Origin of the sequence: Halomonas rhizosphaerae (assembly GCF_030010555.1) — a bacterium.
Taxonomy (GTDB): domain Bacteria; phylum Pseudomonadota; class Gammaproteobacteria; order Pseudomonadales; family Halomonadaceae; genus Halomonas; species Halomonas rhizosphaerae.
Window position 1 is genome coordinate 122,945 of the sequence record NZ_JASCQP010000028.1, and the last position, 21,901, is coordinate 144,845.

The following is a 21,901-nucleotide window of genomic DNA, read 5'->3' on the forward strand; positions in this document are numbered from 1 at the left end:
TCGCCTAGGCTCTGCCGCCCAGTTCCAGGCTGCCGAGTGCCTCGATGAGGGTTCTCGCACGCTCGCCATGCAGGGAGTAGTAGATGGTCTGGGACTCCCGGCGGGTGCTGACCAGGTTCTCGCGACGCAGGATTGCCAGGTGCTGGGAGAGCGCCGACTGGCTGAGCGAGAGCCGCTGGTTGAGTTCGGTCACCGACAGCTCGGTGCCGTCGAGCAGGCAGAGTATCCGCAGACGGTTGTCGTTGGCCATTGCCTTGAGCAGGGCGCTGGCCTCGTCGATGACCGCTGAGCCGCCTTCCAGGAGACGTGCTGCTTCGCCGCTGGTATTGCCCATGATCTGTCCCCTGCCGGGCAGGTCCGGCATCCCGATTGCCGATTGCCTGCGCTGTTGAATGCCTTCCCATGAGCCCGCCTTGCGCGGGTCGCGTCTGTTGCTCGTGCACATCCTGATACAGCTTATCCTCAATAATAGTCCAGCTTGGCGCCTGTCGCCGAGTCAACGCTGGATCAATGCCGACGTCGGGGTATTGCCCGCCTTGTTGTCGACAATGGGGCCCGCTATACCTTGCACTTTTGTCGAAGATTAGCCGATGGTATGAGGTTGTGGCCGTTAACTTGCTCTAGAGTGTCAACAATCAACGCCCCCTTCGATTGCTGACAGGATGCAGATGAGCATGTACCAAGACGAGTTCCGCCGCTCCATTGACCACCCCGAGGCCTTCTGGGCCGAGCAGGCCAGGCGCATTCCCTGGTTCACCCCGCCCACGACCATTCTCGAATACGACGAGGCGGGACATGCCCGCTGGTTCGTGGATGGCGAGCTCAACCTCTGCCATGCCGCCCTCGACCATCATGTCGATCAGGGGCGTGGCGATCAGCCTGCCATCCTCTGGGACTCCCCGGTCACCGACAGCAAGCGGACCCTCACCTTCGCCGAGATGCGCGATCAGGTGGCCCGGTTCGCCGGGGCCCTGAGATCGCTGGGCGTGGAGAAGGGCGACCGGGTCGTGATCTACATGCCCATGGTGCCCGAGGCACTGGTGGCCATGTACGCCTGCGCGCGCCTGGGCGCCGTGCACTCGGTGGTGTTCGGCGGCTTCGCCCCCCACGAGTTGGCCGTACGCATCGAGGATGCCGAGCCCAAGGTGGTCGTCGCCGCCTCCTGTGGCGTCGAGGTCGACCGGGTGTTGCCCTACAAGCCGATCATCGATGCGGCGATCGAGCAGAGCAGCTACAAGCCCGAGGCTTGCGTGGTGTTCCAGCGCGAGCAGCATCGGGCCGAACTGGGAACGATCGACCACGACTGGGCGGCCCTGGTCGAGAAGGCAGAGCCTGCCGACTGTGTTGCTGTCAAGGGCAGCGATCCGTTGTATGTCCTCTATACCTCCGGGACCACCGGCAAGCCCAAGGGGGTCGTGCGGGATACCGGGGGCTATGCCGTGGCGCTGACCTATTCCATGGACACCATCTACGACGTGGCCCCCGGCGACGTCTTCTTCTCGGCCTCCGACGTGGGCTGGGTGGTCGGCCATTCCTACATCGTCTATGCCCCGCTGCTGCGCGGCTGCACCACGGTGGTCTATGAGGGCAAGCCGGTGAAGACACCGGATGCCGGTGCCTTCTGGCGCCTGATCAGCGAGTACCGGGTCAAGAGTTTCTTCACCGCGCCCACGGCCTTTCGCGCCATGAAGAAGGAAGACCCGGACGCCAAGCTGATGGCCCAGTACGACATCTCCTGTCTCAAGGCACTGTTCCTGGCCGGCGAGCGCCTGGATCCCCCGACCTTCCACTGGCTGGACGACCTGATGGACGTGCCGGTAATCGACCACTGGTGGCAGACCGAGACCGGCTGGCCGATCGCCGCCAACCTCCAGGGGCTGGAACCGATGCCCACCAAGGCGGGGAGCGCGACGGTGCCGGTGCCCGGTTTCAACGTCCAGGTCCTGGATCGCGAGGGGGAGCCTGTCGCTCCCATGGAGCAGGGCAGCGTCGTGATCAAGCAGCCGATGCCGCCTGGCTGTCTGACCGGTGTATGGGGGGACCCGAAGCGCTTCCACAGCGCCTACATGGCGGCCTTCCCCGGCTACTACCTGACCGGTGACGGTGGCTACTTCGACGAGGATGGCTACCTGTTCATCATGGGGCGCACCGATGATGTCATCAACATTGCCGGCCACCGCCTCTCCACCGGCGAGATGGAGGAGGTCGTCGGCGCCCATCCCGCCGTGGCCGAATGCGCGGTGATCGGCATCCACGATGCCCTCAAGGGCCAGCTGCCGGTAGGGCTGGTGATCCCCAAGGACGGTTTCGAAGGCCGCGAGGCGGATCTCGAGGAGGAACTGATCGCCCTGGTGCGCGAGAAGATCGGGCCCATCGCCTGCTTCAAGCAGGTACTGGTGGTCGACCGCCTGCCCAAGACCCGTTCCGGCAAGATCCTGCGCAAGCTGCTTCGCAACATCGCCGACGGCAAGGAGTTCGGCGTGCCCTCGACCATCGATGACCCGGCGAGCCTGCAGGACGTGCACGAGGCCATGAAGGAGCGCTCGGTGGGTACCGCCCACGAGGCCCGCCAGGTCTGACGTCAGTCGCGAGAGCGCCTGGTCTCGACCGCAAGACGCCGCCGCCCTCCCGGGCGGCGGCGTCGTTCCACGGCAGGGCGAGCCATGGCCAGGCACCGGGACAGGCCGTATAATGCCCGGCCTGTCCGCCCCGGGGCGATTGCCGTTCCACGAGGGTTCCCTCACCCCTCCCCAAAAAAGGATGCCGTTGATGTTCGTGCTTTCCGATGCCCAGTACCGGCGCTGCCTGACGCTGCTGGTTGCCTTCCATATCCTGGTCATCGCCGCCAGTAACTACCTGGTCCAGCTGCCTTTCACGCTTTTCGGGTTCCATACCACCTGGGGCGCCTTCAGCTTCCCCTTCATCTTCCTGGCCACCGACCTCACCGTGCGTCTGTTCGGCAAGGAGCCGGCGCGTGCCATCGTGCTGAGGGTCATGCTGCCGGCGCTGGTGATCTCCTATGTCGTCTCGGTCGTCTTCCCGCGCGGTGGTTATGCGGGGCTCGAGGGGCTGGGCGAGTGGAACCTCTTCGTCGCGCGGATCGCGCTGGCGAGCTTCATGGCCTACGTGCTGGGCCAGTTGCTGGACGTGCAGGTCTTCGACCGCCTGCGCGCCCTCAAGGCCTGGTGGGTGGCCCCGACGGTCTCCACGGTGCTCGGCAACCTGGCCGATACCTTCGCCTTCTTCTCCATCGCCTTCCACGAGAGCCCCGACCCCTTCATGGCCGCCAACTGGCCGGAGATCGCCTGGGTCGACTACGTGATCAAGCTCGGTATCAGCCTGGCGTTCTTCCTGCCTCTCTACGGCGTGCTGCTGGCCTGGCTCAGTCGTCGCCTGGTGGCCGTGACGGGCAGCGCCGACCTGATGCCTGGCGCGGCACGGGCCCGAATCTGACCCCCCACCCGAGGAGACTGAGATGCCCATCGAACTCCACTATATCGACACCGGGGGCGACACCACCCCGCTGGTGGTCGTCCACGGCCTGCTCGGCAGCGCCGACAACTGGCGCTCCCACCTCAAGCAGTGGCAGCGCCGGCATCGGGTAATTGCCGTCGATCTGCGTAACCATGGTCGTTCTCCCCATGTCGATGGGATGGGCTACCACGCCATGGCCGAGGACCTCCTCGCCCTCCTGGACCGGCTCGGGGTAGCCAGGGCCCACCTGCTCGGACACTCCATGGGCGGCAAGGTGGTGATCAGCCTGGCTCGGCTGGCGCCGACCCGCGTGGCCTCGCTGATCGTCGCGGACATCGCGCCGCTCGCCTATGGCCATGACCACGATAGCGTCTTCGCCGCCCTGCGCCGCGTCGAGGCGGGCCGGCCCAGCAATCGCCGCGAGGCCGATGCGTTGCTCGCCGAGCATGTCGAGGAGTCCGCCGTGCGCCTCTTCCTGGCCACCAACCTCGAGCGCGACGACGAGGGCATCCTGCGCCTGCGCATCGGCCTCGATGAGATCCAGGACGACTACGAAACGATCATGGGGGAGCCGGCGGGAGAGGGCGCCTTCGAGGGGCCGACCCTGGTGCTGCGCGGTGCCCGTTCGCGGTATGTGGCCGACGAGATGCTGCCGGCGCTGCGCGAGGTGCTGCCGAGGGCCGAGATCGAGACCCTGGAGGCGGGCCACTGGCTGCACGCCGAGCAGCCCAAGGCCTTCCAGGCGGCGGTCAACGCCTTCCTCGAGCGCGTGGAGGCCTAGCGGGGCGACGCCCCCAGGTCGATGGCCAGTCGCGATGCCGGGTGGCGCTCCCGGATCAGGCCGGCCTCGAAGAGGTACTCCTCGAAGCGGCGATAGCGGCCCTGATCCAGGGCTGCGGGGCTGAGGTTAAGGCGCGAGCGGACCATCTCCCAGGCCTCGCGATTGACCGCGGTGTCCAGGGCCGGCTCCGTTTTCGCTATCAATGACCAGGCCTCGTCCGGATGGTTGGCGATCCAGGCCGTGGCCTCCTCGATGGCCGCCACCAGGCGGCGGATGGCATCCCGCTGCGGTGCCAGGTGGTCGCGGTTGGCGAGCAGCACCAGGCCATCATGGAGCGGGATGCCCAGATCCTCGATGCGCAGTACGCGGGTGGCCAGCCCCACGTCGGCGAGCTGTCGCGGCAGCAGGTGGCGCATGGCGCCGATAACGCCATCCACTCGCCCCTCGCGCAGGGCATCGTCGAGCCGGAAGTGCAGCGCCTCGGTTTCGATCTCGTCGTCGCGGATCGCCGCGCCGCGCAGCAGGGCAGCCAGCAGCACGTCACGGCTGTCGATATCGGCATGGCCGATGCGCGAGCCGGCCAGTTGAACGGGGGTCTCGATGGCCCCGTCCTCGGGCACTACCAAGGCGCTCAAGGGCATGGCGATCAGGCTGGCGACACGGACCAGCGGCAGGCCGCGATCTACCTGGAGATGCAGCAGTGGCTGGCGGGCCACCGCCAGGTCGATCCGTGACGCTGCCAGCAGCTTGCTGGGCACGTCCGGATCGGCCGGTGTCACGAGGGTCACCTCCAGTCCGCGGCTGGCAAACAGGCCTCTCTCCCTGGCGACGAACAGGGCGGCATGGCGAGGGCTGGGATAGCCGTCCAGCATGATCTTGAGCGAGGTGGCCGGCGGTGGCTCGATCGGTTCTGCCGGGCGCAAGGCGATGGCCGGGATGCTGGGGCGCGAGGGCGTGTCGACACTGGGCCCGGTCGGGGCCTCTCGGTAGCGACGGCGAACCTGAGCCCAGGCGGCGGCCTGGGCGGCCTCCCTTGCCGCCTTGTCGGCAAGGGCCTTAAGGTCGGGCACCATCACCTCTGTGCCCAGCGGCGGGAAGCCCTCCTGAGCCTCAACGACGGCGGCCGGTGGCTCGGCCGCGGCGGGTAGCGTCGACAGCAGGGCGGCTGCCGGCAGCAGCAGGCGCCAGCGGAGAGGTCGCCGAAAAACGGGTGTGATCATCGGTACTGGACTCCTGCCATGCGTGCTACCCGGCCTTGCGTCAGTGCCGCGCAAGCTTAACCGCTGCCCACGGGCCGCGGCCAGACATGGCCACAAACGGAAATCGCCGTGCCCGGCGCTGCATGCGATAATCCGGTTTCTCGCAGCCTAGGCAGGATGCCATGGATTCGATCAACAGCCTCTTCCTGCTCAGCGGCTTCCTGCTGGCCCTGAGCATCCTCGCCAGCCGGCTCTCCTCGATGGCCGGGGTCCCCCTGCTGCTGATCTTCCTGGGTCTTGGCATGCTGGCCGGGGAGGAGGGGCTGCTGGGTATCCAGTTCGACGACTATTCACTGGCGTTTCTGATTGGCCACCTGGCGCTCGCCATGATCCTCCTTGATGGCGGGTTGCGCACCCGCCTCAAGACCTTCCGCGTCGGCTTCCGACCGGCGCTCTCCCTGGCCACGCTGGGGGTCTTCATCACCAGCTCGCTGGTGGGCGTGTTTGCCATGTGGCTGTTCGACCTGAACCTGGTGCAGGGGCTGCTGGTAGGGGCCATCGTGGGGTCCACCGATGCCGCGGCGGTGTTCTCCATGCTCAGTGGCCGGGGCGTCAATCTCAACGAGCGGGTCGGCGCGACGCTGGAGATCGAGTCGGGGACCAACGACCCCATGGCGATCTTCCTCACACTGATGCTGGTGGAAGTCCTGGTCGGCGAGATCGGCGGGATGGGCGAGACCCTGCTGTTCTTCGTGCAGCAGTTCGGCCTGGGCATCGTCATCGGCGTGGGCATCGGCTGGCTGAGTGCGCGCCTGCTGAGCTGGCTGGACCTGGCCCCGGGCCTTTATTCGCTGCTGGCCCTGGGGCTTGGCTTCTGCGTTTTCGGACTGACCAGTGCGCTGGGGGGCAGTGGCTTCCTGGCCATCTACCTGGCAGGCCTGATGATCGGCAATCGCCCAGGCCGCCACCTCAACTTCATCCTGCCGGTGCATGACGGCCTGGCCTGGCTCTCCCAGATCGGCCTCTTCCTGGTACTGGGGCTGCTGGTCACGCCAAGCGAGATGCTCGATTACGCGCTGCCCGCGTTGCTGGTCGCCCTGGCGCTGATCTTCATCGCCAGGCCGCTGGCGGTGCTGGTCGCCGTGAAGCCCTTCTTCAAGTTCCGCTGGCGGGAGATCGGCTTCATAGCCTGGGTGGGCCTGCGCGGGGCGGTGCCCATCGTGCTGGCGATCTTCCCGGTCATCGGCGGCGTGGAGAACGCCTCGCTCTACTTCAACGTCGCCTTCGCGGTGGTGCTGCTGTCACTGCTGATACAAGGCGGCAGCCTGCCCTGGATGGCGCGGCGCATGAAGGTCGAGCTGCCGCCCAGCGTCACCCCGAACCGTCGTGGGCCACTGGGCATCCTGCCCGAGAACGACTACGAGATGTTCGTCTATGAGGTCGAGAACGGCGACCTCGAGGACGTACCGATCCGGCTGTTGCGCTTTCCCTCCGGGGCGCTGATCTCGGCACTGTTCCGCGAGCACGCCATGCTCCATCCCAAGGGCAGCACCCGGCTTCGGCTGGGTGACGTGATCTGCGTGATCGGTCGCACGGACGACCTGCCGGCGCTCAATCGCCTGTTCAACGGGGATGCCAAGCTCAAGCGCGAGCGGGCCTTCTTCGGGACCTTCACCTTCGACGGGGAGGCACAGATGCGTGATATCGCCGATGCCTATGGCCTGACCCTGAGCCCCGGCGAGCAGGACATGACGCTCGCCGAGTTCATCTCCCTGCGGGTCGGCGGTCATCCGGTGGTGGGCGATGACGTGGACTGGCACGGTATACACTGGGTGGTCAGCGAGATGGACGGCAACAAGGTCACTCGGGTGGGGCTGCGGCTCTACTGAGCCGGCATGGAATAGCGGTGGGGCGCGTTCAACGCTGTGCCATCGAGGACTTGCGTACGGTGAGGTGAACCTCCACCGAGTTATCCGGGCTGGTCAGCCAGACGCCACCATCCTGCATTATGGCACTCAGCGTCATGCCCTTTGTCGCCAGCGCAGCCAGGGCCTGCACCGAGGCCGGGTCAATATCCACGACCGTCAGGTTGTCGAGGGTGGCGAGCTTGCCGGCGATCTGCTCCCACCAGATGGCGGCACCGTTGCCGCTGTAGGTGTAGATGATGACCTGCCTGGCCCGGCCGCAGGCGCGGCGAATGGCCTTCTCATCGGGCTGCCCGAGCTGGATCCATTGGTCGATGGTGCCGGTCAGGTCCTGGCGCCAGAGGTCGGGTTCGTCCGTGGTGCTCACGCCACGACCGAAGGCCAGTGCCTCGTCGGCATTCAGGGCGAAGGCCAGCAGCCTCACCATCATGCGTTCGTCGGTTTCCGAGGGGTGACGAGCCACGGTCAGGGCATGATCCGCGTAATAGTGCCGGTCCATGTCGGCGATCTGCAGCTGGACCTTGTGAATCGTTGCCTTTAGCGCCATTTGACCAAGTCACTCGTCCGTCGGGGAAATTAAGGCCTGCCATCATGACATAGTCGGCGGCGTCGGGGGATTAATGAGGAGGTCGTACCATGCTGACCAGGCACCAAGCGAACATCAGGGGGCGCGATTTCTTCGTGGGGGACATTCACGGTCAGTACCGCCTGCTGCAGGAAGTCTTGCAGGGTGTCGCCTTCAGCAAGTCGGAGGATCGCCTGTTCTGCGTTGGCGACCTCATCGACCGGGGAGGCGATTCGCTCGACTGTCTGAAACTCGTCTTCATGCCGTGGTTTCACGCCGTGCGCGGCAATCATGAGGAATTGGCCAGCAACGCGCTGCGAGAGGGCGAGGGCAGCAGCGCCTGGGCGTTGTGGATGATCAATGGCGGTGGTTGGGTCGTCGAGAGCGGGGTGGGCGAGACGCGGAGGGTCCTGCAGGCGGCGCTTCGCCATTTGCCGCTTGCGCGCGAAGTCACGGTCAAGGGAAAGCGCATCGGCATGGTGCACGCCGAACCGCCGACGGACTGGTCGCGAATCGAGGAGGCCGACCCTCGAGCGCTGGTCTGGGAGCGCTCCCGTATTCAGCGGGGCGACGAGACGCCGGTGGCGGACGTCGACGCCGTCGTCGTCGGCCACACCATCGTGGAGCGGCCGCTGACCCTGGGCAACGTCCACTACATCGATACCGGGGCCTTCTGTACCGGCCGCCTGACGCTGGTCGATGCACGCGAGTTGCTGAGGTGAGGGAGGTACGACAATGGCAAGCCTTGCCCGGGAAGACAGTCAAGATGCCGCACCCATGAAAAAGGCGCCCTTAGGCGCCTGATTCTAAAGAAGAAGTGGCGGAGGGACAGGGATTCGAACCCTGGGAAGGCTCTCACCTTCGCCGGTTTTCAAGACCGGTGCATTCAACCGCTCTGCCATCCCTCCGGCTCACGGTTGGGTATACTACCAGCTTTCCCCGCCGGGTCAAGAGCGCCTAGGGATCAAGATGTTAGGCCTCTCATGACGAGGTGAGGCACAATGGAGAGATCGGTGACTGCAGGAGAGCATCATGCTTGACCCCACCGCGAATGACGGGGTGCGTCCGGTCCCCGCTGTCTCGGCCGCCGTGATCAAGGGTGACCGCATCCTCATGGTGCGACGACGTAACCCGCCCAGCGCGGGCATGCTGGCCCTACCCGGTGGCAAGGTGGAGGCGGGCGAGAGTCTCCAGCAGGCAGCGGCGAGGGAACTACTGGAGGAGACCGGTGTGCTCGCGGCGCCCCGTCGCATACTGACGGCCATCGACCTGTTCGACCACGATGATGCGGGTCTGCTGAGAATGCATTTTGTCATCGTGGTGGTGCAGCTTGAGTGGCAGGGTGGGGTGGAGGCGGCAGCCGACGATGCCACCGAGCTGCGCTGGATGGACCTCGAGGCACTCGAACAGGATGACGGGGAGGTCTGTGATTCGGCCTCTCGCGTGGCGCGACGGGTGCTGGCCGAGGCGATGTCCGCAGAAAGCGCGTTGAAGCCCGACTAGCCAGTCTCTTGCGTCGGGAACCTTCTGGCGGCATTCTAGGTCAAGTGCCTAGACCAACTACACAGGGAGCTTCGGATCCATGGCTTACCAAGACACGCAGATGACACGGCAGCAGACCCAGGCTGTCGGTACCAGCAAGGTCCTGCGCAATACCTATGGCCTGCTGGCGATGACCCTGCTGTTCTCCGCCGCGACGGCCGGTGCCGCCATGGCCATGGGCATCGAGCGGATGAACATCCTGGTGTTCTTCATCGGTGCCTACGGCCTGATGTTCCTGGTGCACAAGACCGCCAACTCGGCGATCGGCCTGCTGTCCACCTTCGCCTTCACCGGCTTCATGGGCTTCACCCTGGGGCCGATCCTCAGCGCCTACCTCACCCTGCCCAATGGTGCCCAGCTGATCATGACCGCGCTGGGCATGACCGGGGTGACCTTCGTCGGCCTCTCGGCCGTGGCGCTGATCACGCGCAAGGACTTCAGCTTCCTGGCGAACTTCCTGATGGCCGGTGCCATCGTGCTGATCATCGCCATGGTAGCGGGCATCTTCCTGCAGATCCCCGCGCTGTCGCTGATGGTCTCGGCCGGTTTCGTGCTGTTCGCCTCGGCCGCCATCCTCTACCAGACCAGCGAGATCGTTCATCGGGGCGGCGAGACCAACTACATCCTCGCCACCATTACCCTCTACGTCTCGATCTACAACCTGTTCGTCAGCCTGCTCTCCATCCTGGGGATCATGAGTCAGGACTGACGGCCACCGCCGCATCACGGATTCCTGGCCCCGCCTTCCGGCGGGGCCAGGCTGTTTCAGGAGGACCCCATGCGCTATGCCATCCTGCTGATGGGTACCCCTTACAGTGACCAGGCGAGCCACTCCGCCCTGCGCTTCGCCCGTGCCCTGGTGTCACGAGGGCACCGGCTCGAGGCAGTGTTCTTCTACCATGATGGGGTGCACAATGCCGCCCGGCTGGCCGCGCCCCCTCAGGATGAACCGCACCTGGTGGATGCCTGGGCGGCGCTGGCTAACGAGCATCAGGTAGCGTTGCAGGTCTGCATCGCCGCCGCGTTGCGCCGTGGCCTGCTGGACGAACGGGAAGCGGCCCGGCATGGCAAGGACGGCATCAGCGTGGAGGCCCCCTTCGAGCTGACCGGGCTGGGCCAACTGATCGATCTCGGCACCCGCTGCGACCGCCTGGTCACCTTCGGCCCTTGAGCGCGTTCGACGGAGTCGCAATGCAAGAACATCATGACGACTGTGATCTGCTGCTCATCCTGCGACACGGTCCCCACGGCAGCAGTTGGCTGAGGGAGGGCCTTGATGCCGCCCTGGTCGCCGCCGCCTTCGGGCGCCGCGTCTCCCTGCTGTTCATGGGGGAGGGAGTGACGGCCCTGATGCAGGGTCAGCAGGTGGGCCCCCTGGGGCAGAAGGGCACGGCCGCGACGCTGGAGATGCTGGAGATGTATGATATCGATACCCTGCTGGTGGATGAGCAGGGGCTGTCCTGTCTCGGCCTCTCGAGCGACGAGTTGATGCTCGAGGTAGAGTGCTTGTCGCCCTCGGCACTGGCGCGTGTCCTCTCCGGGCATCGCCTGGTGCTGACCTTCTAGCCAGACGCAAGGAGTGCGCCAATGCTGTTGCATGTCGTGAACCGCTCCCCGGCGACCAGCCGGGTCTATCAGCAGGCCCTGGCCGGCATGGCGCCGGAGGATCGTCTGCTGTTGATCGAGGATGGCGTCCAGGGGGCGCTCCCCCAACTGGTGCGTTATTACGCTGGGCTGGAGGGGCGTCTGTTTGCCCTGAAGGAGGATCTGGAGTCCCGGGGGTTGCTCGGGCACTGCGACGCCAGCGTGCAGGTGGTCGACGTGGACGGCTTCGTGACCCTGACCGAGGAAGCCGAACGGACGGTGAGCTGGTACTGATGGCAACCACAGAAATATACCGTTATCTAACCATTGAAAAAAAAACATACGCTCTCGATCCGGAAGGTTATCTCGTCGACATGGGAGACTGGTCTCCGGAGGTCGCCGAGGCCCTGGCCCATGAGGAGGGCATCGTGCTGACGGCAGAGCACTGGGAGATCCTCCAGGTGCTGCGCGACTTCTATGTCCGCTACGAGATGGCGCCCGCCATGCGTCCTCTGGTCAAGGCGGTGGGGCAGGCGCTGGGACCGGCGAAGGGACGTTCCATCCACCTGATGCGCCTCTTCCCGGGCAGTCCGGCCAAGGTGGCCGCCCGTCTCGCCGGGTTGCCCAAGCCCACCCATTGCCTGTGAGCCGCCGACCGTGAACTTCCTTGCACATGGCTGGCTCGCCCGGGGCGGCACCGATGACTTCCTCTATGGCAACCTGATCGCCGACGGGGTCAAGGGCGCGGACCTCTCGACCTGGAGCGCCGAGCAGGCCGCCGGCATTCGCCACCATCGACGGGTGGATGCCTTCGTCGATGGCCATCCGGTGGTCTCGGCCGTGCTTGAGCGATCGCCCCGCAGGCAGCGCCGCTATGCCGGCATCGCCCTGGATCTGGTCTGGGACCACTTCGCGGCACGGTCGCTCAAGAGCGACGAGCGGCGCTGGCTGGTCCATCGCTGCTATCGGGTGCTGGCGACGCGGCCCGCCCCGGCGCGGCTGGCGGCGATGATGCCGGTCCTGGTGGAGCAGGACTGGCTCAACCGTTATGCCGATTTCGCCTTCACATGCCGTGCCATCGAGGGGATCGGTCGGCGCCTTTCGGGGCCCAACCGGCTGGCCGAACTGGTGCCCTGGCTGGAGGAAGACTACGAACGACTCGCCCGGGACTTCGCGACGCTCTGGCCCGCGGTCAACGATGCCTTGGAGGTTGCCCCGCACGATGGGCCTGTCAGTCGACCCTGAGCCACAGGCAGTCGACCGGATCACCTGGCTCGACCCGGCTCTCGGCCGGAATCACCGCCAGCGCATCGGCGCTGATGCAGGAGGACAGCACACCGGAGTTCTGGTCCCGGAAGGCCCGGGCCACGATTCCGTCTCTCCCGAACTCGAGTCCTACGCGCATGTAATGGCGTCGCGGGCCGGTTCGCGTGGAGAACTCCGCCCGTGCCGGGAGGCAGGGCAGGTGCGCAAGTGCCGGGCACCCCTGCAGGGCACCCAGCAGGGGACGCAGGAACAGCCAGGCCCCGACGAAGCAGGAGACGGGATTGCCGGGCAGACCGACGAAGCGAACCTCTCGACCTTCCCGCCCCGGCAGGCGGCCCAGGGCAAGGGGCTTGCCGGGGCGGATCGCCAGTCGCCACAGGTCCAGCTGGCCCAGTGAGGCCAGGGCAGCCTTGACGTGATCCTCCTCGCCGACACTGACGCCCCCGGTACTGATCACCAGGTCGGCCTCCAGGGCGGCGGCGCGCAACGTCTCGCCGGTTCCCACGGGATCATCGGGAATCGAGGCGACCCGCGTCAGTTCCGCGCCGAAGCGTTCGAGAAGCCGCCTGAGCATCGCCCGGTTGGAGTTGTAGATCTGTCCCGCGGCAAGGGGTTGTCCCGGGTCGACGATCTCGTCGCCGGTGGAGAGCAGGGCCACCCTGGGTCGGCGGCGCACCACCACCTCGGTGATGCCCTGGCCGGCCAGGTGGCCCAGCGCCGCGGCCTCCAGCCGCTCGCCGGCAGGCAGCAGGAGATCGCCTGACGCGACATCACGCCCGCGGCGGCGAACATTGTCGCCGGCCGGGATATCGGGGGGTATCGCGGCCAGATCGGCCTCCACCTCGACGCGTTCCTGCATCACCACGCAGTCGGCTCCCGGAGGGATCTCGCCCCCGGTGAAGATGCGTGCGCAGGTGCCGGGCGCCAGGGGCGTGGCCGGCGAGCCCGCCGCGATACGCTGGGAGACGGCCAGTCGCTTGCCGGCATCCCGGTGGTGGAGGGCATAGCCGTCCATCGCGCTGTTGTCGAAGGCCGGCACGTCCAGCCGGGCCTCGATGGCCTCGGCAAGAACGCGGCCCGCCGCCTCGTCACAGGGAAGGGGTTCCGGCGGTGTCGTGGCCACGTCACGAAGCAGTGCCGCCAGTGCCGCCTCGACCGATTGCAGCTCAGCCATGCTGACCTCGCTCGGGGATCTCGGGATTGGCCTGAACGTGTAGGGAGTGGCATGGCGTGTGTCGGCTGCGAATGGTCTCAAACATGTTGGCCTCGCTCGGGGATGACGAGATTCGCCTGAACGTGTAGAGAGTGACATGGCTTGTGACGTTTGGTGATCCTTTCAGACATGCTGGCCTCGTTCGGGGATGACGAGATTCGCGAAGTTACACGGCTTGTGTCGGCTGTCGAGCTGCTCGGCCAGGATGCCGTCCCAGGCGGTGCGGCATGCACCGGTGGAACCCGGCAGGCAGAACACCACGGTGGCGTTGGCCAGTCCGCCGAGACAGCGGCTCTGTACGGTGGAACTGCCGATCTCCTGCCAGGAAAGGTGTCGGAACAGCTCCCCGAATCCTTCGATCTGCTTGTCGAGCAGTACCGAGACCGCCTCGGGCGTGGAGTCCCGGCCCGTGAAGCCGGTGCCGCCGGTGGTCAGGATCACCTGAGTCTCAGGATCGGCGATCCAGCCGGCCACCACGGCACGGATGCGGTAGACATCGTCGGGCACGATGCGTTTCTCGTGCAGGACGTGGCCGGCAGCGGTGAGGCGCTCGACCAGGGCCTGGCCACTGCGGTCGGTCTCCTCGTTGCGGGTATCGGAGATGGTCAGTACCGCGATGGAGAGGGGAATCATCGGCTCGCTCATCCTTGCTGCTGCTCTTGCTTGGCGGCCTGGCGCGCCTCGAAGGCGGCCATCTGCTCGGGGGTGGCGTCCTGCTGGTACCTGGCCTTCCACTCCGCATAGGGCATGCCGTAGACGTAGTCCCGGGCGCTGTCGTAGTCGAGCTCGGTGCCGCGCTCGTCGGCGGCGGCCACCAGCCACTTGGAGAGACAGTTGCGGCAGAAGTCGGCAAGGATCATGAGGTCGATGTTCTGCACCTCCTTGTGCTCGTCCAGGTGGCGGAGCAGGCGGCGAAAGGCGGCCGCCTCGAGTTCGGTGCGGGTGGCGTCGTCGAGATGCTGCATGGCGGGCTCCTCCGGGGGCGTGTCGTCTGTCGCACCAGCTTAACAAAAGACACCGCCCGTAGGCGGTGTCAATGGACGGGTCCCTGCCAACGCTCAGCCGGAGCGAGGTGCCGGCTCGTCGCCCTGCGGGTGTGCCCGGCCGGCCGTCAGCTGCTCCTCGGGAATGGCCTGGTCCTTGACCTCCTCGTACCAGAGGTTGTGATGCTCCTTGGCCCAGGTCTCGTCCACGTAGCCGGTGGCCATGCCCTCGAAGGAGCCCTCGGTGCCGAGCGTGCCGATGTAGATGTGGCCCAAGGCTACCGCCGTCAGGCCGAAGGCGCCCACGGCATGGATGATGTTGGCCCACTGCATGGTGTCGCGGGCCTGCCCGTAGTTGGGAAAGTCCAGCACGAGGCCGCTGACGATGACCGCGATGCCGGCGGTGGCGAGCAGCCAATACCACACCTTCTCGCCGGCGTTGGCGAAGCCCGCATCAGGATGCTCCTTGCCGACCAGGCCGCCTCCTTTGGCGAACCAGTCCAGGTCATGCTTGCGGGGAATGTTGTGGGCCAGCAGGCGCAGCAGCAGGATCACCAGCAGGATGCCGAACAGGGGGCCCAGGTAGTTGTGGATCAGCTTGGTCCCGGACATCATCGCCGCCCAGAAGCCATCGCCGAAGATCGGTCGGAAGACGGCCTTGCCATAGGCCAGGTTGAGCCCGGTGAGGGCGAGCAGGATGAACAGGCTCGCCACCGTCCAGTGCAGGGACCTGACCACCAGCGACCAGCGCAAGAGCTTGCGCCCCGTTCGCGGCTCGTCGAGCTTCTTGCGGCCGACCACCAGGTAGAAGAGGGCGATCACCACGATCATGCCCACCACCGCGATCACTCCGAAGGGAGAGACCCAGCGCTCACGGAGCTGACGCCAGGTCTCGCCGCTGGCGTTGATCAGGTTGTAGTCGGAATCGAAGCGACTGTCCCGATAGTTGGGTCCGGTCTCGCCGCTCTTGATCTGCCGCCAGGCATCGGCGTCCAGGGCCGGGACCGCCGTGGCTGCCTCCCGATCGGGGTCGGCCTGGGCCAGGGCGACCTGCGCAAGCCCCAGGCTGGCCACGAGGGCCAGCACCAGCAGGGGCAGTCGCCACAGCGCCTGCCAGGGAGTGGATTTACTCATGACATGACCTCCTTACCCCTGCTGGGTGGCATCGTAGGCCAGGGAATCGGCGTCGGCCCTGGGGTTGCCCGACCAGCCGCCATCCTTGTGTCCCCGCTGGACGACCCGCTGGCGGAAGATATCGGCGACCTCCTGGGCATCGCCGGCCAGCAGTGCCTTGGTCGAGCACATCTCGGCACACAGTGGGAGCTTGCCCTCGGCGATCCGGTTGGCCCCGTACTTCTGGTATTCCTCCTCCTTGGTCTCCGCCGGCCCGCCGGCGCAGAAGGTGCACTTGTCCATCTTGCCCCGTTCGCCGAAGGCATTCTGCTTCGGGAACTGCGGGGCGCCGAAGGGACAGGCGTAGAGGCAGTAGCCGCAGCCGATGCACAGGTCCTTGTCGTGCAGCACGATGCCGTCATCGCGCTGAAACAGGGTCTCGGTGGGGCAGACGGCGATGCAGGGCGCATCGTCGCAGTGCATGCAGGCGACCGAGATGGAGACCTCGCTGGGCTCGCCATCGTTGAGGGTGACCACGCGACGGCGCTGGACTCCCCATTCCACCTCGTTGGCGTTCTTGCAGGCGGTGACGCAGCCGTTGCACTCGATGCAGCGCTCCGCGTCGCACATGAACTTCATAGTGGCCATGGTGTTCTCCTCAGCTTGCCTTCTCGATGCGACACAGGGTGCACTTGGTTTCCTGCATCTGGGTCACCGAGTCATAGCCGTAGGTGGTGGCGGTGTTGGCCGCCTCGCCGAGCACATAGGGTGCCGAGCCTTCCGGATAGCGGTCGTGCAGGCTCTCGCCCTGGAACATGCCGCCAAAGTGGAAGGGCATGAACACCACCTCTCGCGCGACCCGCGGGGTGACCAGCGCCTTGACCCTGACACGGCCGCCCTCGGCACCCTCGACCCACACCATGTCGCCCTCGGCGATGGCGAGGTCGTTGGCAAGTGCCGGGTTGATCTCGACGAACATCTCCTGCTGCAGCTCGGCGAGCCAGGACATGGAGCGGGTCTCTTCGCCGCCGCCCTCGTACTCCACCAGGCGTCCGGAGGTGAGGATGATCGGGTAGTCCCCGGTGACGTCCTTCTCCTGGATGGTCTTGTAGAGGGTGGGCAGGCGGTAGTGGGAGGCCACGTCGTCCCAGGTCGGGTAGTCGGCCACCAGGTCGCGGCGACTGGTATAGAGCGGCTCGCGGTGCTTGGGGATGGGGTCGGGGAAGGTCCAGACGTTGCAGCGCGCCTTGGCGTTGCCGAAGGGGGCGCACTCGTGGGCGATCGCCACGCGCTGGATGCCGCCGGAGAGGTCGGTCTTCCAGTTCTTGCCCTCCGCCTCGGCCTTCTCCTCCTCGGTCAGGTCATCCCACCAGCCGAGGTCCTTGAGCATGGCATCGGTGAACTCGGGGTAGCCATCCTCGAGCTCGGAGCCTTCGCTGAATGAACCGTCGGCGAGGATGTTCTCGCCGTCACGTTCGATGCCGAAACGGGCACGGAAGGTCAGCCCGCCTTCGGACACCTTCTTGCTGGTGTCGTAGAGGATCGGCGTGCCGGGGTGGCCCATCTCGGCGGTGCCCCAGCAGGGCCAGGGCAGGCCGTAGTAGTCGCCGTCGGCGGGGCCGCCCTCGGCGCGCAAATCGCGGAAGCTGAAGGTGTGCCAGTTCTGCTGGTGGGCCTTGAGTCGCTCCGGGCTCTGGCCGGTATAGCCCACGGTCCACATGCCGGCGTTGAACTCCCGGGTGATGTCCTCGACGAGCGGCTCGTCGCCATTCATCTCGAAGTTCTTGACCAGCTCGTCACCGAAGCCCAGCTTCCTGGCCAGCAGATACATGATCTCGTGGTCGGGCTTGGATTCGAACAGCGGCTCGATCACCTTGTCACGCCACTGGATGGAGCGGTTGGTGGCGGTGACGCTGCCGTAGGTCTCGAACTGGGTAGCCGCCGGCAGCAGGTAGACGCCGTCCTGGCGGTCATGCATGACCCCCGCCACGGTGGGGTAGGGGTCGACGATGACCATCATCTCGAGCTGCTGCATGGCCTTCTGCATCTCGGGACCGCGGGTCTGGGAGTTGACCGCGTGCCCCCAGTAGAACATCGCCTTGAGCCGGGTCCGCTGGGAGATGTCCTCTTCCTGCTCGAGCACGCCGTCGATCCAGCGCGAGACGGTGATGCCGCTGGAATTCATCGGCTGGCCGTCGGCGTACTCGGCCTGGTCGAAGCGTCCCTTCAGCCATTCGTAGTCCAGGTCCCAGACGCGGGCCCAGTGCTTCCAGGCGCCCTCGGCCAGGCCGTAGTAGCCGGGCAGGGAGTGAGACATCAGGCCCAGGTCGGTGGCGCCCTGGACGTTGTCATGGCCACGGAAGATGTTCGCCCCGCCGCCTGACTTGCCGATATTGCCCAGTGCCAGCTCGAGGATGCAGTAGGCCCGGGTATTGTTATTGCCGGTGGTGTGCTGGGTGCCGCCCATGCACCACACCACGCAACCCGGACGGTTCTCGGCCAGGCGCCGGGCGGTGTCAAGCATCGCCTCCTCGGAGACGCCGGTGATGTTCTCGACCACATCGGGCGGGAACTGGGCCACCTCGTCGCGCACCTCGTCCATGGCGTAGACGCGCTGGTCGATGTACTCCTGGTCCTCCCAGCCGTTCTCGAAGATGTGCCACAGCAGGCCCCAGATGAAGGCCACGTCGGACCCGGGGCGAATCCGCACGTAGCTGTCGGCCTTGGCCGCGGTGCGAGTGAAGCGTGGATCGACGACGATGATGTGCGCCTGGCTGCGCTCCTTGGCCAGCAGGATGTGCTGCATGGCCACCGGGTGCGCCTCGGTGGGGTTCGAGCCGATGAACATGATCGACTTGCTGTTCTGGATGTCGTTGAGCGAGTTGGTCATCGCCCCGTAGCCCCAGGTGTTGGCCACCCCGGCCACGGTGGTGGAGTGGCAGATGCGTGCCTGGTGGTCGGTGTTGTTGGTCCCGGCCAGGGCCGCGAACTTGCGCATCAGGTAGGCCTGTTCATTGCTGAACTTGGCCGAGCCCAGCCAGTAGATGCTGTCCGGGCCATTCGCCTCGGTCAGCTCCAGCACCTTGCTGCCGATCTCCTCGATGGCATCTTCCCAGCTCAGCCGCTGCCACTCGCCGCCCACCAGCTTCATCGGGTACTTGAGGCGCCGGCTCGAGTGCCCGTGCTGACGCAGCGAGGCGCCCTTGGCACAGTGGGCGCCGCGGTTGATCGGATGGTCGAAGGCGGGTTCCTGCCTGGTCCAGACGCCCTCCTGGACCTCGGCGTAGACGCCGCAGCCCACCGAGCAATGGGAGCAGACGGTCCGCCTGGTCTCCACCGGGGCATCGGACCAGGCGGTCTTCTCGTCCGCCTCGGTGCGCTGCATCATGGGGGCCCCCATGAAGCCCGCGGCGGCCAGCCCGCCGGTGGTGGCCCCGCTGCGCTTGAGGAACTGGCGGCGGGAAATGCCCAGCCCGCCGGCCCTCGGGGTATCGGATCTAGGTGTCAGACGCATGGCATCGCTCTCCTGGCTCGGGGCCGTCAGTCACGCAGGGTGGCGTAGAAGGCACGGATGTGAGGGGTTTCCCGGTACTCGCGGGAGGGCTCGGCCTCCTTCGCCGCCGGCTTGGCGTCGGCCTGGGCCAGGGTGACGTGGCCGACCGCTGCTGCGGCTCCGGCGGCGGCGGTGCCGATGCCTAGCGTCTTGAGGAAGCGCCGGCGCTGCGGGTTGCGTGTGGTGGGCATGGGGATGTCTCCTCTACTCATGCTGTCTGCGGCCCTTGCCGGGCCCTGTTATGGTTGTGGCATCACGGTCCGGTGTGAGGCGTCAGGGTTCGACGATCCTGACGGGATCCTCTAGCGACTCGGCCTCGAGTCGCCGGGACTCCTCTTCGATGAAGGCCTGGCCGAGCTGGCCCAGGTGCGCATGGAAGGGGGTGTCGACCCGGCCGAGATCCGCCAGGCAGTGCGACGCCCAGGGGGCGAGGTGCGTCATGAAGAAGCGCGCCTCGGCCACGGATCGGGCCTCGATCAGCATGGCCATCACCTCGCACAGGGCGGCCAGGTGGTCCTCCGGGTCACGACTGTGCTCGGCACGCTGGAAGCCCAGTGCCTTGAGATCGCGGCGCAGGGCGACGAGCGCCGCGTCCATCAGCTCGCCGTTGCGGTACCAGGAGGCGTAGGGCGTGATGTCGCCCTGCACCACCCCGATCAGGTGGCGGAAGTGGGCCCGCGCGAGGTCATCGGCCGTGGCCTCGCCCGCGGCGGCGACCAGCGATGCCCAGCGCTCGGCGAGCAGGGTGCCGTCCTGCTCGACCTCCAGCCCGGCCAGCCATTCGAGCAGCGAGGCATCGGGCGCCTCGCGCAGCAGCCGGGCCAGCAGCCGGTAGACATCGGCCCGCAGGGCGTCGCGCTCGTTCAACTCGTTCATGGCGTCATACCTTCAGCTGCGATTCGGGGTCGCGGGCCATGGCCTGCCAGACATCCTTGACCCGGCAGTCCTCGCACATCTCCAGGCGCGACAGGGCATCGCCGGCGAAGTAGGGGTGGTCGGCGAGCTTGGCCTTGAGGGTCGCGACGGTGCTCGCGGTGGCGAAGGGCTTGCCGCAGCGAATGCACGGGAAGGCGGCCTCCTCGTGCTGGACCCGGCGTTCGCGTCGCCCGGCGTCGGCCAGGAAGCCGGGCACCAGGGTGATGGCATCCTCCGGACAGGCTTCGGCGCAGAGCCCGCACTGGATGCAGTCCGCCTCGCGGAAGCTAAGCAGGGGGCGGTCGTCGCCGGCGGCCAGTGCCGGAGTGGGGCAGTTGGACACGCAGGAGAGGCACAGGGTGCAGGCCTCGCCGTTGACCGCCAGGCCGCCATAGGCGGCGCCGGCCGGCATCGCGTGGCGATGGCCATCGGGATGGCCGAGACGCTCCAGGTGGGCCAGCACGCTATCGAGGCGATCGCGCTTGTTGTGCTCGGTAAACACGAGGGGTTCGCCTTCCAGCGGCGCCTCGCCCGGCAGGGCGTCTCGGGCGGCCTCGTCACCGGCCATCAGGCGGACCACCCGTGACGGCGAGTGGCCGAGGGCGTGGAGCAGGGCATGTGTCTGGGCGAGCTGGTCGTCGATGAAGGCCGTGAGGCGCTCGGGCATTCCAGCTCGGCACTGGATGCGCACCTCGGCGGCACCGCCGGCCAGAGCGGTCAGCCACTGGTCGTGACCGGCGGCCCCCAGCTCCTCGAGGGGAATATCGAGGACATGGCCCGCGGCGGCGTCTTCCCCTGCCAGGTCGCCGGCCTCGGCGAAGCGCACCACCGGTGCCGCGCCGCCGGCTTCGCGGTAGGCAGCGAGCCAGGCCAGCAGCGTCTCCTGCTGGCGGGCGGTCTCCGGGAGACGGAACTGGATCGCCCCGGTAGGGCAGGCGCTGCTGCAACTGCCGACGCCATGACAGCGGAAGGGGTCGATCTCGATCCAGGCATCGATACGGCCCTGGTGACTGTGGACGGCATCGGCCGGGCAGACCTCCAGGCAGCGGGTGCAGCCCGTGTTACCGCTGGCGGAATGGGCGCAGAGGGCATTGTCGATCTGGAAGTAGCGCGGCTTGTCGAACTCGCCGACCAGACCGGCAAGCGCCTCCAGTTGGTCGTCGCGCTGCGGGGCATGCCAGGAGAGGGCGACATAACCGGGCGGAGGCAGTTCGAGGGCGAGCACCGGGGTCTCGCCCAGGTCGAGGACGAGATCGAAATGCTCGCGGTCGACCAGTGCCCAAGCCAGGTCGAGCGTACCGTCCTCGTCGGCCAGGTGGACCGAGAAGTGCCCCAGGTAGCCATCGATGCCGAGCGTACGGGACTGGGCCCGGGATAGCCGCTGGCTGGTCATGCCGGCGGTGTCGGCCAGCAGCGACTCGTCTTCCTCGTCTTCCTCGTCTATCTCGCCGTCGGCCATCGGCTCGGTGAAGAGCAGGGTCGGAAGAGGAAGGCCCCGGTCGTGCAGGGCACGGGCGGCTCGCCGGACGTCGCGCTCGTTGCCGAGCACCAGGGCATGCCCCTCGCTGTGGTAGCCGACGCTGGCCGGGGTGAGATTGACCGGCCAGGAGACACGCTGGCGTGCCGCCTCCCGCGCCTGCCGGTTGCGGTCGTCATCCACCGGCATGATATCGATTCGCTGGTTCATGCAGTCTCACGGTCGGGTTGCGTAGGTTGAACTTGTTTTTGTTGTTAAGTGCTAATTTATCAGTGTTGGTCGAATCGGTGCCGCTTGCATACGCTCCCTTG

Annotated in this window: 24 protein-coding genes and 1 tRNA gene; 12 read left to right on the plus strand and 13 right to left on the minus strand. The window is 66.7% G+C overall.

What is annotated here, in order from left to right:
* Positions 1-4 precede the first annotated feature (4 nt).
* The gene (locus tag QLQ83_RS12750; protein ID WP_282735898.1) at positions 5-334 is read right to left on the minus strand and encodes an ArsR/SmtB family transcription factor; all 330 of its coding nucleotides are present in this window, start codon (positions 332-334) and stop codon (positions 5-7) included.
* Positions 335-668: 334 nt separating this feature from the next.
* On the opposite strand from QLQ83_RS12750, the gene QLQ83_RS12755 reads away from it, so the two are divergent.
* From QLQ83_RS12755 to QLQ83_RS12765, 3 genes are all read left to right on the plus strand, one after another.
* Positions 669-2,579, plus strand: coding sequence for a propionyl-CoA synthetase (locus QLQ83_RS12755; RefSeq protein WP_282735899.1), 1,911 nt, complete (start codon positions 669-671; stop codon positions 2,577-2,579).
* Positions 2,580-2,769: 190 nt separating this feature from the next.
* Positions 2,770-3,453 (plus strand): 7-cyano-7-deazaguanine/7-aminomethyl-7-deazaguanine transporter, encoded by a 684-nt coding sequence (locus tag QLQ83_RS12760; protein ID WP_282735900.1) that lies wholly within the window; start codon positions 2,770-2,772, stop codon positions 3,451-3,453.
* A gap of 22 nt (positions 3,454-3,475) precedes the next feature.
* Complete coding sequence (locus QLQ83_RS12765) at positions 3,476-4,255, plus strand: alpha/beta fold hydrolase (RefSeq protein WP_282735901.1); 780 nt, start codon at positions 3,476-3,478, stop codon at positions 4,253-4,255.
* Here QLQ83_RS12765 and QLQ83_RS12770 read toward each other — a convergent pair.
* Positions 4,252-5,475, minus strand: coding sequence for an ABC transporter substrate-binding protein (locus QLQ83_RS12770; RefSeq protein ID WP_282735902.1), 1,224 nt, complete (start codon positions 5,473-5,475; stop codon positions 4,252-4,254). The two genes, QLQ83_RS12765 and QLQ83_RS12770, sit on opposite strands and share 4 nt — an antisense overlap.
* A gap of 161 nt (positions 5,476-5,636) precedes the next feature.
* Here QLQ83_RS12770 and QLQ83_RS12775 point away from each other — a divergent pair, with 161 nt between their 5' ends.
* The gene (locus QLQ83_RS12775) at positions 5,637-7,343 is read left to right on the plus strand and encodes a potassium/proton antiporter (protein WP_282735903.1); all 1,707 of its coding nucleotides are present in this window, start codon (positions 5,637-5,639) and stop codon (positions 7,341-7,343) included.
* A gap of 28 nt (positions 7,344-7,371) precedes the next feature.
* On the opposite strand, the gene QLQ83_RS12780 is transcribed toward QLQ83_RS12775, so the two are convergent.
* Positions 7,372-7,926, minus strand: coding sequence for a YaeQ family protein (locus QLQ83_RS12780; RefSeq protein WP_282735904.1), 555 nt, complete (start codon positions 7,924-7,926; stop codon positions 7,372-7,374).
* An 89-nt stretch (positions 7,927-8,015) separates the two neighbouring features.
* Here QLQ83_RS12780 and QLQ83_RS12785 point away from each other — a divergent pair, with 89 nt between their 5' ends.
* A complete protein-coding gene (locus QLQ83_RS12785; RefSeq protein WP_282735905.1) occupies positions 8,016-8,666 on the plus strand; it encodes a metallophosphoesterase in 651 nt (216 codons plus the stop codon).
* Positions 8,667-8,762: 96 nt separating this feature from the next.
* Here QLQ83_RS12785 and QLQ83_RS12790 read toward each other — a convergent pair.
* Positions 8,763-8,852: transfer RNA gene (locus tag QLQ83_RS12790), tRNA-Ser, on the minus strand.
* Between the two features lie 124 nt (positions 8,853-8,976).
* Between QLQ83_RS12790 and QLQ83_RS12795 the strand changes: the two genes are divergently transcribed.
* The 7 genes from QLQ83_RS12795 (at position 8,977) to QLQ83_RS12825 (ending at position 12,315) form a co-directional block, all read left to right on the plus strand.
* Complete coding sequence (locus tag QLQ83_RS12795; protein WP_282735906.1) at positions 8,977-9,447, plus strand: NUDIX hydrolase; 471 nt, start codon at positions 8,977-8,979, stop codon at positions 9,445-9,447.
* Positions 9,448-9,526: 79 nt separating this feature from the next.
* Positions 9,527-10,195 carry a Bax inhibitor-1/YccA family protein gene (locus QLQ83_RS12800; RefSeq protein WP_133634050.1) on the plus strand — a complete coding sequence of 223 codons (669 nt, stop codon included), beginning with the start codon at positions 9,527-9,529 and terminating at the stop codon, positions 10,193-10,195.
* 69 nt (positions 10,196-10,264) lie between these two features.
* Complete coding sequence (gene tusD, locus QLQ83_RS12805; RefSeq protein ID WP_282735907.1) at positions 10,265-10,657, plus strand: sulfurtransferase complex subunit TusD; 393 nt, start codon at positions 10,265-10,267, stop codon at positions 10,655-10,657.
* 20 nt (positions 10,658-10,677) lie between these two features.
* Positions 10,678-11,052 carry a sulfurtransferase complex subunit TusC gene (tusC, locus tag QLQ83_RS12810; protein ID WP_282735908.1) on the plus strand — a complete coding sequence of 125 codons (375 nt, stop codon included), beginning with the start codon at positions 10,678-10,680 and terminating at the stop codon, positions 11,050-11,052.
* A 21-nt stretch (positions 11,053-11,073) separates the two neighbouring features.
* Positions 11,074-11,364, plus strand: a complete 291-nt coding sequence (gene tusB, locus QLQ83_RS12815; RefSeq protein WP_282735909.1) for a sulfurtransferase complex subunit TusB — start codon at positions 11,074-11,076, stop codon at positions 11,362-11,364.
* A complete protein-coding gene (locus QLQ83_RS12820; RefSeq protein WP_282735910.1) occupies positions 11,364-11,717 on the plus strand; it encodes a TusE/DsrC/DsvC family sulfur relay protein in 354 nt (117 codons plus the stop codon). Before tusB ends, QLQ83_RS12820 begins: the two co-directional genes overlap by 1 nt.
* Positions 11,718-11,727: 10 nt before the next feature.
* Positions 11,728-12,315, plus strand: coding sequence for an acyl carrier protein phosphodiesterase (locus QLQ83_RS12825; protein WP_282735911.1), 588 nt, complete (start codon positions 11,728-11,730; stop codon positions 12,313-12,315).
* On the opposite strand, the gene QLQ83_RS12830 is transcribed toward QLQ83_RS12825, so the two are convergent.
* The 9 genes from QLQ83_RS12830 to QLQ83_RS12870 all read right to left on the minus strand — a co-directional run bounded on the left by QLQ83_RS12830 (position 12,302) and on the right by QLQ83_RS12870 (position 21,800).
* Positions 12,302-13,510 (minus strand): molybdopterin molybdotransferase MoeA, encoded by a 1,209-nt coding sequence (locus tag QLQ83_RS12830; RefSeq protein WP_282735912.1) that lies wholly within the window; start codon positions 13,508-13,510, stop codon positions 12,302-12,304. The genes QLQ83_RS12825 and QLQ83_RS12830 overlap by 14 nt on opposite strands.
* A gap of 162 nt (positions 13,511-13,672) precedes the next feature.
* On the minus strand, positions 13,673-14,194 hold the full coding sequence (gene moaB / locus QLQ83_RS12835; RefSeq protein ID WP_282735913.1) for a molybdenum cofactor biosynthesis protein B: 522 nt from the start codon (positions 14,192-14,194) through the stop codon (positions 13,673-13,675).
* Positions 14,191-14,514, minus strand: a complete 324-nt coding sequence (locus QLQ83_RS12840; protein ID WP_282735914.1) for a DUF1244 domain-containing protein — start codon at positions 14,512-14,514, stop codon at positions 14,191-14,193. The genes moaB and QLQ83_RS12840 overlap by 4 nt, the downstream gene beginning before the upstream one ends.
* Before the next feature lie 93 nt (positions 14,515-14,607).
* Positions 14,608-15,666 (minus strand): formate dehydrogenase subunit gamma, encoded by a 1,059-nt coding sequence (locus QLQ83_RS12845; protein WP_282735915.1) that lies wholly within the window; start codon positions 15,664-15,666, stop codon positions 14,608-14,610.
* Positions 15,667-15,678: 12 nt separating this feature from the next.
* The gene (gene fdh3B, locus QLQ83_RS12850; protein WP_106231288.1) at positions 15,679-16,293 is read right to left on the minus strand and encodes a formate dehydrogenase FDH3 subunit beta; all 615 of its coding nucleotides are present in this window, start codon (positions 16,291-16,293) and stop codon (positions 15,679-15,681) included.
* Between the two features lie 10 nt (positions 16,294-16,303).
* The gene (locus QLQ83_RS12855) at positions 16,304-19,159 is read right to left on the minus strand and encodes a molybdopterin-dependent oxidoreductase (RefSeq protein WP_282735916.1); all 2,856 of its coding nucleotides are present in this window, start codon (positions 19,157-19,159) and stop codon (positions 16,304-16,306) included.
* 26 nt (positions 19,160-19,185) lie between these two features.
* On the minus strand, positions 19,186-19,389 hold the full coding sequence (locus QLQ83_RS12860; RefSeq protein ID WP_282735917.1) for a twin-arginine translocation signal domain-containing protein: 204 nt from the start codon (positions 19,387-19,389) through the stop codon (positions 19,186-19,188).
* 82 nt (positions 19,390-19,471) lie between these two features.
* Positions 19,472-20,074 carry a TorD/DmsD family molecular chaperone gene (locus QLQ83_RS12865; protein ID WP_282735918.1) on the minus strand — a complete coding sequence of 201 codons (603 nt, stop codon included), beginning with the start codon at positions 20,072-20,074 and terminating at the stop codon, positions 19,472-19,474.
* A 4-nt stretch (positions 20,075-20,078) separates the two neighbouring features.
* Positions 20,079-21,800: a 4Fe-4S binding protein gene (locus QLQ83_RS12870; RefSeq protein WP_282735919.1), complete on the minus strand. Its 1,722-nt coding sequence runs from the start codon at positions 21,798-21,800 to the stop codon at positions 20,079-20,081.
* Between the last annotated feature and the right edge of the window lie 101 nt (positions 21,801-21,901).